Genomic DNA, 10,856 nt, shown 5'->3' on the forward strand with positions numbered 1-10,856 from the left:
TTCTCATCATGGACCCAATGCCTTCGACTGTCGGCTGCCTGTGCACCGCAAGCCCCCAGTGCCACACTGAATTTGTGCACAGCGGCAGCCACGCGCCTGCCCTGAACACCCGCGGCGCGCAGCCATACATCTCAGGCCAACTCCAACCCCGGCCGCAGGCACAAATCGGTTGACGGATTCGCGGGAAATTTGTACATTGCGACCTTGCGTGCCCGGAGGTCGCGCATGACTGAGCGGCCTCGGAGAGCGCGCATGAGAGAGTACGCTAAGGTGAGGAGATTGCCATGAGACGTTTTGAGAAAACATCGATGGACGGCAACACGGCTGCTGCCCACGTGGCCTATGCGTTCAGCGACGTGGCAGCCATCTACCCGATTACGCCTTCCTCCCCCATGGGGGAACTCGCCGACGAATGGGCAGCTAAGGGACGGAAGAATATCTTCGGCCAGGTGGTGGATGTGATCGAGATGCAGTCGGAGGCAGGGGCTGCGGGCGCGGTGCATGGCTCGCTGTCGGCAGGGGCCTTCACCACCACCTTCACCGCTTCGCAGGGGCTGATGCTCATGCTGCCGAACATGCACAAGATCGCCGGCGAGATGCTGCCCACGGTTTTCCACGTGTCGGCGCGCTCGCTTGCCTGCCAATCGCTGTCGATCTTCGGCGACCACTCCGACGTGATGTCTGCCCGCAACACCGGCTTTGCCTTGATGGCTGCCGCTTCCATCCAGGAGATCATGGACCTGGCGGTGGTGTCGCACCTGGCTACCCTCAAGTCCAAAGTGCCTTTTCTCAACTTCTTCGATGGCTTCCGCAGCTCGCACGAAATTCAAAAGATCGAAGTCATCGACTACGACACCATGCGAGAGATGCTGGATTGGCGCTACGTCGAGGAGTTCCGCAGCCGCGCCCTGAATCCGGAGAGGCCACGCGTCAAAGTCGGTGCCGAAAACCCTGATGTCTACTTCCAGGGCCGCGAGACGGTGAACAAGTACTATCAGGCCTGCCCGGCCATCGTGCAGGAGTACATGGATCTGCTGGCAAAGTACGTCGGCCGGCAGTACCACCTGTTCGACTATGTGGGCGCGCCGGACGCCGACAAGGTGATCGTGGCCATGGCCAGCGGCTGCGAGACCATCGAGGAGACCATCAACTACCTGAACGCCAAGCGCGGCACAAGGCTCGGTCTGGTGAAGGTGCGCCTGTTCAGGCCATTTGCCGCCGAGGAGTTCGCCAAGGCCGTGCCCAAGACGGTGCGCAAGATCGCGGTGCTGGACAGAACCAAGGAGCCAGGCTCCATTGGCGAGCCCTTGTTCTTAGACGTAGTGGCGGCGCTGAAAGGGCGACCGGAGGTCACCATCATCGGCGGCCGCTATGGCCTCTCCTCCAAGGAGTTCACGCCATCGATGGTCAAAGCGGTGTACGACCACTTAGATGGCAAGTGCACTCACGGCTTCACGGTGGGCATCACCGACGATGTCACCTTCACCTCGATCCCGATCAACGAGCGGCTCAATACCGTGCCGGAGGGCACCATCTCCTGCAAATTCTGGGGATTGGGTGCCGATGGCACAGTCGGTGCTAACAAGAACTCCATCAAGATTATCGGCGACAACACCGACATGTACGCGCAGGGGTACTTCCAGTACGACTCCAAGAAGTCGGGCGGCATCACGCGCAGTCACCTGCGCTTTGGCCATTCGCCAATCCAGTCCGCGTACTTGGTGGAGGACGCCGACTTTATCGCCTGCCACAACCAGGCCTTCATCGGCCGCTACGACGTGCTGGAAGGAATCAAGGAAGGCGGCGTCTTCTTGCTCAACTCCAACTGGTCACGCGAAGAGGCATTCGAGAACCTCACCGAGGACATGCAGCGCACCATCATCGAGAAGAAGGTCAAGTTTTACAACATCGACGCGCTGCGCATTTCGGAGGAGGTGGGGCTCGGGCGGCGGATCAACACGGTGATGCAGGTCGCCTTCTTCCTCATCTCCCGCGTGCTGCCCCGCGACACAGCCATCGCCATGATCAAGGAGGCCATCAAGAAGACCTACGGCAAAAAGGGCGAAGACTTGGTGAAGATGAACTGGGCGGCAGTGGACAGGACGGCGGAGGCACTTGTGGAAGTGCCAGTACCTCCCACCCTCCCCGGGAAGCACCGCGAGGCTAAGAAGCTCGTGCCCGACGATGCGGACGAGTTCACCAAGAACGTCATCGAGCCCATCATGCGCGAGAAGGGCGACCAGATTCCGGTTTCCCAGATGCCCTTCGATGGATATGTGCCGTCAGGTACCTCCGCCTTGGAGAAGCGCGGCATTGCGCCTTACGTGCCGCATTGGATCCCGGAAAACTGCATCCAATGCAACCAGTGCTCGTTCGTCTGTCCGCACGCGGCCATTCGCGCCAAGCTCATCGATCGCACCTTGCTGAGTGGCGCACCTGCCACTTTCAAGACATTGCGCGCCACCGGCAAGGATGGCGAGCAATACGACTACAAGGTGCAGGTATTCGTGGAGGACTGCGTCGGGTGCCTGAATTGTGTCAACGAATGCCCGAAAGAGGCGCTGGTGGCCAAGCCCATCGAGGAGGAACGGGCAGCAGGGGAAAACGACAATGTCGCCTTCTTCCTGTCACTGCCCGAAAACGTGTTGAGCACCGTGGTCAAAGAGACTACGGTCAAAGGGAGCCAGTTCCGGCAGCCACTGTTGGAGTTCTCGGGTGCGTGTGCCGGCTGTGGCGAGACGCCGTACGTACGCCTGCTGACGCAACTCTTTGGCGAGCGCATGATTATCGCCAACGCCACTGGCTGCTCCTCCATCTGGGGCGGCACCTTCCCGACCATCCCTTACACCAAGACCCCCGAGGGCTACGGCCCTGCCTGGGCGAACTCGCTCTTTGAGGACAACGCTGAATATGGCTTTGGCATGCGCTTGGCAGTGGATGCGAACCGTCGGCAATTGCTGAGCCACGTGGACCGCATCCTGGCCATGGGCGTGGATGGCGAGCTGAGGAGCGCGCTCCTCAAGGCCAAGGAGCTGTGGGAGGACACGAGCCAGACCGCCATGGAGAACGCGCGCCTCATTCAGCGGCTGCTCCCCGGGGCGATCGCCAAGGCTGGCGACGAGGCGAAGACGGTGTTGAGCCGCATTCGCGAGCTGGAGAGCTACTTCGTGGACAAGAGCATCTGGGCCATCGGCGGCGACGGTTGGGCCTACGACATCGGTTACGGCGGCCTGGACCACGTCATGGCCGCAGGACGCAACGTGAACTTGCTGGTCCTGGATACGGAGGTCTATTCCAATACCGGCGGTCAGGCCTCTAAGGCCACGCCGCTCGGTTCGGTGGCCCGCTTTGCCGAGTCCGGCAAGCCGACCAAGAAGAAAGACTTGGGACTGATGATGATGAGTTACGGCTATGTGTACGTGGCCTCGGTGGCCATGGGCGCCAACAAGAATCAGTTGCTCAAGGCGCTGGTGGAGGCTGAGGCCTACAAGGGGCCGTCCATCATCATTGCCTACGCTCCCTGCATCAATCACGGGATCGACATGTCCTTCACGCAGCAGGAAGAAAAGAAGGCGGTGGATGCGGGCTACTGGGTGTTATACCGCTACAACCCCATGCTCAAGAAGGAAGGCAAGAACCCCTTCATTCTCGATTCGAAGGAACCGCAGATCCCTGTGGCAGAGTTCTTGGAAGGCGAGAAACGCTACAACTCGCTCAAGATCAACTTCCCGGAGAAGGTGCAGAACTACTGGCCGCAGTTCCAGGAGGTGGTCAAGGAGCGTTACGCCTTCTACAAGAAGCTGGCTGAGTAGGAGCTGAAACGGAGGGTCCCCCTGGATGTCAGTGGGACCCTCTTTTGCGTAGGCAGTAGCCATAAACCGTCACCACCCTCCCCAGGGGGAACCCAACCACAGATAGCAGCGATGCTCACGACCCTTGTCGGCTGTCGCACCTGGCCAAGGCTATAGGAACGACACGGACCACACGAACTGACGTACCTTTGTGGCGTAAAGCGAAGTCGCGAGCTGCCGCCACGGCGACCGCATGGCTCGGAAGTCTTTGCTCTCCGAGCTGAGTGGGAACCGCTAATAAGGCCGATGGCCGCGCCTTACCCCCTTGAGAAAGTCAACCACGGATAGGACCGATAGCCACACGCCATTGGCGGTTTGACGGACGCTGCGGCAGAACGTTGGTCAACTTCACACCGCCGGGACAGAGCAGCGGTCGACAGCGGCGGAAACAAAAAGGGGAGGCCGCAGGGCCAGCGACCTCCCCAAAGAACATGTTCGCGCCAGCTACTTTTTTTCGTCTTTCTTGAGCTGGCTCTTTTGGCACTGGCCTTTGCAAGCGCCAGGCTCGTGTCCTTTGCACTCACCCGCAGCGTGCTTCTCAGCACAAGAGGCCTTATCTTTGCACTCCTCCTTGCACTGCTGCTCGCAGTTTTGCTTGCATTGCTCGTCGCACGCTTGGCCTTCGTGCTTGCACTCCCCCTTTGCGTTCTTATCTTTGCACTTCTCGACCACCTGTTCCTTGCACGGCGTGCTCTTCACCTGCTTGCCATCGTCGATGGCAGTAAATCCCAACAAGAAGCACGCCACTGCGACCAGCAGGCCGACGACGAAAAGTTTCTTACGCATCCTTCACCTCCTCTGGTTTGGACATTCGCTCCGGACAACAGGACAATCTGCACCCCCTTGGCCGCCTGCCCCCTCGAGGCGTTGACAAGGCAGATCCACGTTCAATCTTGCTCTGATCATAGCCAAGTAGGCAGTGGCCTGCTCGGGCGTGAGAATCCGGCGTTCGCGCATGATGGCTGCCACGGCGCGCCGCTGCATGATGGACTGCAGGGAGTCGATCCTGTCCATGCACACCGCAATTGCCTGCGTGTCAGGCTCTTCGGCGACCAGCAAATCCACCAACCGCAGGCGCTCCCTGTGCAGCGCCAGACACACCCCCCCCGTCTCTGCGGCAAAGCAATGACGCGTACTGTCGATGGCCTGTGCCTGGTGCGGGGAGAGCGCCAGGCCCTCGCACAGGGGCCTTGCAGGCGAGACCTCCCGCCGCGAGGCGAGCAGTAACCGCGCCGTCAGAGTCGCCACTAGGACGATGTTCACGGTCGCTGAAAAGAGTAGCGCCAGCAGGAGAGCTCTCTGCTTCATCGCGGGCCTCCTCCTGAGCTTAAGTCGGAATAAGCCCTGGGCAAGGACCCAGGCGGGAGTGTCTCAAAGACCAATCGGTAGCTCAACGCATCGAGTTGCTCGGGGGACCGTGTGTTGGCCGAGCGCCCTACCTCCGCCGAGGGCCCAAAGAGCAGCCTGCCCAGCAACAAGCCCACCGCCACACCCAAAGCCACCACCCCGGCCGTCGATAAGGCCGGCACCCACCTGGCGCCAAAAGCGGCCCAGCGACCCTGTTCCTGCCCGGCGTCTATCGTGCGCGCTTTCACCCGATACCATAGCGCAGCCGAGGGCGTCAACTCCACCGGGGGCGCAACCGCCTGCCACAGCTCCCCCAAGCGCGCGGCGTGACGCGCACAAGATGCACACTCGCGCAGGTGGTCAGCCACCCGCTGCGACTGGCGCTCGGATAGCTCGCCGTCTACGTAGAGCAAGAGCCACTCTTGTACCTTGGCACACCTCATTGTCCTCACCTCGTCTATCCTATTTGACACCCACCTCGTCGAAAACATGCGCTCATTCTTCACGGAGCGCGGCAGAGAGCACCCGCGCCAGATTCTCCTTGGCGCGGTGCAGGCGCGACTGCACCGAGGCAACCGAACAGCCCATGATGGCGGCAATCTCCTGACAAGAGAGCCCCTCGTACTTCTGCAGGACCAGGGCTGCACGTTGCGCCGGTGGCAAGGACTCTATCGCCCGCCACACCAGCAGTTGCGCCTCCTGCCGCTCCGCCAGCACGTCGGGGCGCTCCGAGCCATGAGCAACCTGTACTCCGCTTGCTTCCTCCAGCTCCTCGATTGTGCCAAGCGGGTCATGCCGCTTGGCTCGCCGCAAGTGGTTGAGGCACAAATTGGTGGCGATGCGATAGAGCCAGGTCAGCGGTTGGGCCTCGTGCCGGAAGGAGCTCGCCTGCCGAAAGACCCTCACGAAGACCTCCTGCGTCAGATCGCTGGCGTCTTCACGGTCCCTCACCAAACGGAAACAGAGGTTCAACACCAGCCGTGCATACTGCCGGTAGAATTCGGTGAACGCCTCGGCGTCGCCAGCCGCGATCCTGTCAATCAAATCGTTGTGCACCTGTCTCTTCTCAAGAGGCACTGTCTGTTCAATAATGTTTGACACCGGAGCAGACAAGAACGTGCGAAAAAAACGACAGGTCCTCGCAAGAGGACCTGTTCATTCGCACTATCAAAGTCGAGATACGTGGAGGTTCAACGGTCGAGGGCGCCGCCTATGGCCTGTTCAATCATGGCCTTCAGTTGTGTGCGTGAGGGTGCGCGACCAGCCGCCACCACCTTGCCATTGATAACCAAGGCTGGCGTAGGCACCAGACCAAAGCGCGCAATATCCTTCAGGTCGCGCACGTGCTGGAAATCGGCCGCGACCCCCATTTCCGCCAAGATGGCCAGGATATCGGCCGTCATGCGCTCGCAGAAGGTGCACCCAGGGCCCAATACACGGATGACCAAACCGGGACTACTCTCGTCTTCGGCTACTGCCATCCCCATAGCTTTGCGATAGAGCTTGAGCAACGCTTCTCCGTACTCCGCCTCCTTCTGTGGGGGAACGTAGTTCTCCGCCTTGATAGCCGCCAATAGGAAAGTTTTCACCTCTTCGTCGTGTGCAAAGCGGCGTACCTTTGCCTCGGCTAGCGCCTCTTCCACCCCAATCAGGCCCACCGGCCGGCCGCTGATGGTGACGGTTGTTATGGCTCCCATCTCATGCCCTCCTGGTCGTCGTCGACCTCAACGGTGCAGGCGGACTCCCATGCTCAGGCTTCTGATCCCGCCAGCTTCCCAAGGAGGTCCTTCAGCTCAGCAAGCGATGGGACTCGCCCGCTCAGCACCACCTTGCCATCGACCACAAGCGCCGGGGTAAAGACGATGCCCAGCTTTGCGTATTCTTTCAAATCTCGTACATGCACGATGTCCGCCGCCAGACCCAGCTCAGCACACGCGTCGTACACCCGCCGCTCCAAAGTGTCGCAGCGGGGACACCCCGGACCAACAACCTGAATCGTCAACACCCGAGACTGTTCACTCATCTTCTTTCCCTCCTCGACAATCGAACCACATCAACCAACCATGTCGGTGCAGCCAAGGGGCCCGCCTCGGCAGGGCCCATCCTCGGCCTGAGCCGCAGCGCGACATTGACCAAGCTGACCAGGATTGGCACTTCCAGCAGCGGGCCGATCACGGTGGCAAACGCCTGGTTCGACTGGATGCCGAAGATCGCCACCGCCACGGCAATGGCCAGTTCAAAGTCGTTGCTGGCGGCCGTAAAGGAGACCGCAGTCACCTGCGCGTAGTTTGCTCCCAGTCGGCGGGCAAGTAAGAACGTCACAAACCACATCAGGAAGAAATACACGGTCAGCGGCACGGCCACGCGCAGCACGTCGAGCGGCAGCTTGATGATGTACTCGCCCTTGAGCGAAAACATTACTACGATGGTAAAAAGCAGCGCCACCAGGGTGATGGGACTGATCTTTGGCGTAAACACGTTCTCGTACCACTCGCGCCCTTTGCGGTGGAGTAAGGTCGTGCGCGTGATCAGCCCGGCAAGGAAAGGGATGCCAAGGTAGATGAACACTGTCTTGGCCGCTTCCAAAATGGAGATGTGAACGTCAATACCTTTTGCCAGTCCCAGCCAATTCAAGGCCAGAGTGATAAACAGGTAGATGTAGACAGCGTAGAAGAGGACCTGGAACACGGCGTTAAAGGCGACCAGACCCACAGCTAGTTCACGGTCCCCTTCGGCCAACTCATTCCAGACAATGACCATGGCGATGCAGCGCGCCAATCCGACGAGAATGACACCGACCATATAGTCTGGATGGTCACGCAGAAACAGGATCGCCAACAAGAACATGACGATGGGCCCCACGACCCAGTTCTGGAGAAGCGACAAGACCAGAAGCCGCTTGTTCTGGAATACTCTCCCCATCTCTTCATACTTGACTTTTGCCAACGGCGGGTACATCATAAGGATAAGTCCCACCGCTATGGGCAAAGAGGTTGCGCCGACTTGCAGACTGGCGATGAAGCGCGTCACCCCAGGCACCAGGTAGCCCAAACTCACGCCGCCTGCCATCGCCAAGAAGATCCACAAGGTCAGGAACTTGTCCAAGAGAGACAGCTGCTTACCGGTCTGCTCACTCATCCCGCCTTCCTTTCCGACAGTTTGCGTTCCATTGACTTCCCGTTCTTGCCACCGATCGGGCGCTATGCCGAAGACAGGGCGACTAACACACCGGGCATCTCCTCCACGAACGCTCTGATCTCGTCACGCACACGGCGGTAGATCTCCATGGCTTGCTCCTCGGTGCGCGCCCGGCGCGCCAGTTCCGGAGGGTCCTCGAAACCCCTGTGCACTCGTTTGCCCGCACCGGGAAACACTGGACACGTTTCGCGGGCGTGGTCGCATACGGTGACCACATAGTCGAAGGGAATGTCCATCACCTCGCGCACGTGCTTGGAACGCTGGCTCGAGATGTCCACGCCAGCTTCGGCCATGGCGGCCACCGCGCGTGGGTCGACCTCCTTTGGCTCAATGCCCGCAGACCAGGCCTCGATGGTGTCGCCCTTCAGGTGGCGCGTCCAGCCCTCGGCCATCTGGCTGCGGCACGAATTGCCGGTGCATAAGAAGAGCACTCTCAGCTTTCTCTCCATGGGCCCTCCCGTCTCAAGCTGCAGTCCACAGGAGATAAAGCCCCCCTACAATCACCAACACGCCGCAGATGCGTCGTACTACCACCGTAGTCCGTGAACGCTCGCTCCACTGCAGGTAGTTTTGCACTGCCCCCGTGAACGTGCCTGCCAACACGATGAGGAAACAGTGTCCCACGGCATAGGCCAGTACCAGCGAAATTGCATAGACGACGTTTGACGTGGCCACCTTGAAGACCACCCCGAGCATCGGCGCCATGAAGGCAAAAGTGCACGGCCCCAGCGCGAGTCCGAAGAGCAAGCCGATAACCAGGGCAGCCAACAGACCTCCCCTATGCAGGCTGGGATGCGCCCCTCCGCCAAGCCAAGGCACGTCCATCACCCCCAACAGATAAAGACCGATGGCAAAAAAGATGACCGCCACGACATAGTTGCCCACCGCACCCAGGTCGCCCAACATGCGGCCCGCGAGGCTGGTCAGCACGCCCACTAGGGCGATGGTGAGCAGTATCCCGGTGGCGAAAACCAGGGCGAGCACAAATGCGCGCCTGGTGGTGACGTGCCCCTGGCCGTCGATGAAACCAACCACTAACGGGATGCTTGCTAAGTGGCAAGGACTCACCAGGATGCTCAAGAGGCCCCACAAGAAAGCCCCAACGAGGGCCAGGGCGGGCGAACCACCCATGGCCAAGGAAAGCCACTCCAGAACCGCTCGCATCTACTCCAGTCCCAACTCGCGCAGTTTGCTGACGATTTCCTCTTTGGACATGAAACCCTCATGGCGCCAGAAGACCTTCCCTTGGCGGTCAAAGAAGACCTGCGTGGGGATGACCCGCACCTGATACTGGCGGGCCAACCGTCGATGCTGGTATACATCCAAGAGCAAGATATTCGCCTTCCCTTCGTACTCCTTCTCCAGCTCGGCGAAGATGGGCTTCATCATCTTGCACGGGACGCAGGTGTCGGAGCCAAGGTCGAGCACCGTAGGCTTACCGCTGCGCAACGCAGGCTCCAGCGGGTCCGGTGGCTGGGCAGCTCGCTGTGCCGCCAACCATTCCTCGTTCTTGACAATCTTCGCCGCAGAGCGAAGGCTGTCAATAAGCGAAGAGACAGAGGCGACGAACTTCTGTCGGCCCAAATAGTCGCGAATGCTGCCCTCCACCTGCTCAAAAGTGGCACCCTGTACCTCGTCGGCGTGTTCGGCGTAGAAACGTCTGGCCTCGGCATCTGACACTTGCACGGCGCTCCCCAAGGCGTCCACCAGCGCCTGGATGGTACCGTCCTGGCTCTCGCCCCCGGAGGAATCCGCTGCCGTCAGCCCGCGGCGCCTGGCCTCGTTGAGGAGCAAATCCCGGACAATGAGCTGGTCCAAAAAGGCCTCCATGTCGCCTTCAAACTCCTGCTTGTACTGAGGCGGCAGGCTCTCGAAGGTAGTGCGTAGATATTGCTCGGTAATTGCCCTGCCGTTCACCAGGGCCACAGTGCCCTTGGGAAGGACCGCAGGCGCCGCCACTTCTACAGCCTCAGCAGACTCTTGCCCGGACGTCACCTCTTGCGCCTCGGCTCCAGTCCCCAAGTCTTTCTCCGCTCCGGCTGTCAGTTCCGCGACAGGTGCTGCCTGACGTGTCCCCTTGCCCACTCTGCCACGCAATAGCAGCACAACACCCACTGCCACCAGCAACACAACGACGACCGCTATTCTTGCCGTACGATTCATCTCTCTACCTTTCTCGGGCTCCACGCCCGCAAGTTGAGGCCCACCAGACGCCACGCACAAGCTGTCCCTGGAAGGCCACGACCGCATGCCCCCGGTACGCCACTTCTGCCCCCATTCAGAACCGAATCACCAACTTTGCCACAGTAAAGTAGATCAATAGTCCAAGCGCGTCGATCAGGGTGGTGATCAAGGGGCTGCTGACCACCGCCGGATCGAGGCGTAACTTGGTCACAACGATGGGCAGGAGGCTCCCCAGGAGGTTGGAAATGAAGATGATGCACACCATGGACAGGCCGA

General features: G+C 60.3%; 12 protein-coding genes. 1 reads left to right on the plus strand and 11 read right to left on the minus strand.

Features of this window, described 5'->3' with window-relative positions; translation table 11 throughout:
* The first annotated feature begins 284 nt into the window (after positions 1-284).
* On the plus strand, positions 285-3,812 hold the full coding sequence (gene nifJ / locus H5U38_06400; GenBank protein ID MBC7186648.1) for a pyruvate:ferredoxin (flavodoxin) oxidoreductase: 3,528 nt from the start codon (positions 285-287) through the stop codon (positions 3,810-3,812).
* Positions 3,813-4,295: 483 nt separating this feature from the next.
* On the opposite strand, the gene H5U38_06405 is transcribed toward nifJ, so the two are convergent.
* The 11 genes from H5U38_06405 to H5U38_06455 all read right to left on the minus strand — a co-directional run.
* The gene (locus H5U38_06405; protein MBC7186649.1) at positions 4,296-4,637 is read right to left on the minus strand and encodes a hypothetical protein; all 342 of its coding nucleotides are present in this window, start codon (positions 4,635-4,637) and stop codon (positions 4,296-4,298) included.
* Positions 4,638-4,640: 3 nt separating this feature from the next.
* Entirely contained in the window at positions 4,641-5,159 is a 519-nt protein-coding gene (locus tag H5U38_06410) for a periplasmic heavy metal sensor (protein MBC7186650.1), read from the minus strand.
* Positions 5,156-5,641, minus strand: coding sequence for a zf-HC2 domain-containing protein (locus H5U38_06415; GenBank protein MBC7186651.1), 486 nt, complete (start codon positions 5,639-5,641; stop codon positions 5,156-5,158). Before H5U38_06415 ends, H5U38_06410 begins: the two co-directional genes overlap by 4 nt.
* A gap of 52 nt (positions 5,642-5,693) precedes the next feature.
* Positions 5,694-6,254: a sigma-70 family RNA polymerase sigma factor gene (locus H5U38_06420; GenBank protein MBC7186652.1), complete on the minus strand. Its 561-nt coding sequence runs from the start codon at positions 6,252-6,254 to the stop codon at positions 5,694-5,696.
* A 134-nt stretch (positions 6,255-6,388) separates the two neighbouring features.
* Positions 6,389-6,895 carry a thioredoxin family protein gene (locus H5U38_06425; GenBank protein ID MBC7186653.1) on the minus strand — a complete coding sequence of 169 codons (507 nt, stop codon included), beginning with the start codon at positions 6,893-6,895 and terminating at the stop codon, positions 6,389-6,391.
* Positions 6,896-6,948: 53 nt separating this feature from the next.
* Positions 6,949-7,200 (minus strand): TM0996/MTH895 family glutaredoxin-like protein, encoded by a 252-nt coding sequence (locus H5U38_06430; protein MBC7186654.1) that lies wholly within the window; start codon positions 7,198-7,200, stop codon positions 6,949-6,951.
* Between the two features lie 17 nt (positions 7,201-7,217).
* The gene (gene arsB / locus H5U38_06435; GenBank protein ID MBC7186655.1) at positions 7,218-8,336 is read right to left on the minus strand and encodes an ACR3 family arsenite efflux transporter; all 1,119 of its coding nucleotides are present in this window, start codon (positions 8,334-8,336) and stop codon (positions 7,218-7,220) included.
* A gap of 62 nt (positions 8,337-8,398) precedes the next feature.
* Positions 8,399-8,845 (minus strand): arsenate reductase ArsC, encoded by a 447-nt coding sequence (locus H5U38_06440; protein ID MBC7186656.1) that lies wholly within the window; start codon positions 8,843-8,845, stop codon positions 8,399-8,401.
* 13 nt (positions 8,846-8,858) lie between these two features.
* The gene (locus tag H5U38_06445) at positions 8,859-9,560 is read right to left on the minus strand and encodes a cytochrome C biogenesis protein (GenBank protein MBC7186657.1); all 702 of its coding nucleotides are present in this window, start codon (positions 9,558-9,560) and stop codon (positions 8,859-8,861) included.
* A complete protein-coding gene (locus tag H5U38_06450; protein ID MBC7186658.1) occupies positions 9,561-10,226 on the minus strand; it encodes a thioredoxin family protein in 666 nt (221 codons plus the stop codon). It lies immediately after the preceding gene.
* 448 nt (positions 10,227-10,674) lie between these two features.
* Positions 10,675-10,856, minus strand: a 182-nt coding sequence (locus H5U38_06455; GenBank protein MBC7186659.1) for a magnesium transporter, incomplete at its 5' end; no start/stop codon positions are given.

Source organism: Calditrichota bacterium (genome assembly GCA_014359355.1).
GTDB lineage: Bacteria > Zhuqueibacterota > Zhuqueibacteria > JANLFK01 > Oleimicrobiaceae > Oleimicrobium.

Coding starts and splice junctions, on each gene's coding strand:
- H5U38_06410 (MBC7186650.1), bottom strand. CDS start 5,159: ATGAAGCAGAGAGCTCTCCTGCTGGCGCTACTCTTTTCAGCGACCGTG.
- H5U38_06415 (MBC7186651.1), bottom strand. CDS start 5,641: ATGAGGTGTGCCAAGGTACAAGAGTGGCTCTTGCTCTACGTAGACGGC.
- nifJ (MBC7186648.1), top strand. CDS start 285: ATGAGACGTTTTGAGAAAACATCGATGGACGGCAACACGGCTGCTGCC.
- H5U38_06450 (MBC7186658.1), bottom strand. CDS start 10,226: ATGGAGGCCTTTTTGGACCAGCTCATTGTCCGGGATTTGCTCCTCAAC.
- H5U38_06405 (MBC7186649.1), bottom strand. CDS start 4,637: ATGCGTAAGAAACTTTTCGTCGTCGGCCTGCTGGTCGCAGTGGCGTGC.
- arsB (MBC7186655.1), bottom strand. CDS start 8,336: ATGAGTGAGCAGACCGGTAAGCAGCTGTCTCTCTTGGACAAGTTCCTG.
- H5U38_06445 (MBC7186657.1), bottom strand. CDS start 9,560: ATGCGAGCGGTTCTGGAGTGGCTTTCCTTGGCCATGGGTGGTTCGCCC.
- H5U38_06425 (MBC7186653.1), bottom strand. CDS start 6,895: ATGGGAGCCATAACAACCGTCACCATCAGCGGCCGGCCGGTGGGCCTG.
- H5U38_06440 (MBC7186656.1), bottom strand. CDS start 8,845: ATGGAGAGAAAGCTGAGAGTGCTCTTCTTATGCACCGGCAATTCGTGC.